Source organism: Deinococcus pimensis DSM 21231 (assembly GCF_000519345.1).
GTDB lineage: Bacteria > Deinococcota > Deinococci > Deinococcales > Deinococcaceae > Deinococcus_A > Deinococcus_A pimensis.
This window is the reverse complement of sequence record NZ_KI912646.1, coordinates 4,404-5,254: the sequence shown is the minus strand read 5'-3', so window position 1 is coordinate 5,254 and position 851 is coordinate 4,404. Positions and strand designations below refer to the sequence as shown.

At 72.0% G+C, this 851-nt stretch carries 1 protein-coding gene; it reads left to right on the top strand.

What is annotated here, in order from left to right:
* A partial coding sequence (locus tag DEIPI_RS30865) for a potassium channel family protein (protein ID WP_169737101.1) occupies positions 1-851 on the top strand: 851 nt, incomplete at both ends.

The following is an 851-nucleotide window of genomic DNA, read 5'->3' as shown; positions in this document are numbered from 1 at the left end:
CCGCGTGGTCGGCGACGGCTCGGCGCGCGCGCGGCGGCGGCTCGCGGCGCTCGGGCCGATGCTGATCCCGCTGACGGTGCTGCTGTGGGCGGTGATGCTGCTCGTGGGGTACGCGCTGATCTTCGAGCCGTACGCGCGCGGTTTCGAGATCGACGGGAAGGCGCCCTTCCCCGCGTGGTTCAACGCGATCTACATCAGCGGGTACTCCATCACGACGCTCGGCGTGGGCGACGTGGTGCCGAGCGGCATGGCGATGCGGCTCGTGATGGTCTCCGCCGCCGCGAGCGGCTTCCTGCTCATCACGGTGGCCGTGACGTACCTGCTCTCCGCGTACGGGGCGCTCGACCGCATGACGGCCCTCGCGTTCGAGGTGCACCGTTTCGTGGGGCGGCGTGACGGGCTCGGCCCGCTCGACGTGATCGTCGCGGCCGCCGAGACGGGCACCCCGGACGAGCTGAGCAACTGGCTCGCGAGCACGTCGGCGGCCCTGTCGGAGGTGGTGCAGACCGAGAACGAGTTCCCGCTGCTGCACTACTTCCACATGCCCGACGAGCGGGCGCTGACGCTGGCGCTCGAGGACCTGCTGGAGATCGTGACGGTCTGCCGGACGGTGCTGTCGCCGGAACGCTACCCGCTCGTGACGCGCGGCATCGTCAGCGCGGGCACGGACCGCATCGTGCGGGGGTACTTCGCGACGCTCGCGGACAAGTTCGGGGACGACCACGTGCAGAAGGGCGAGCTCGACCGTCGCCGCGAGCACGCCTTCGAGGAGGCCTACGCGCGCCTTCACGCGGCGGGGCTGGAACTGCGCCCGCGCGACGACGCCCGGCGCCGCTACGTGGAGGCCCGCC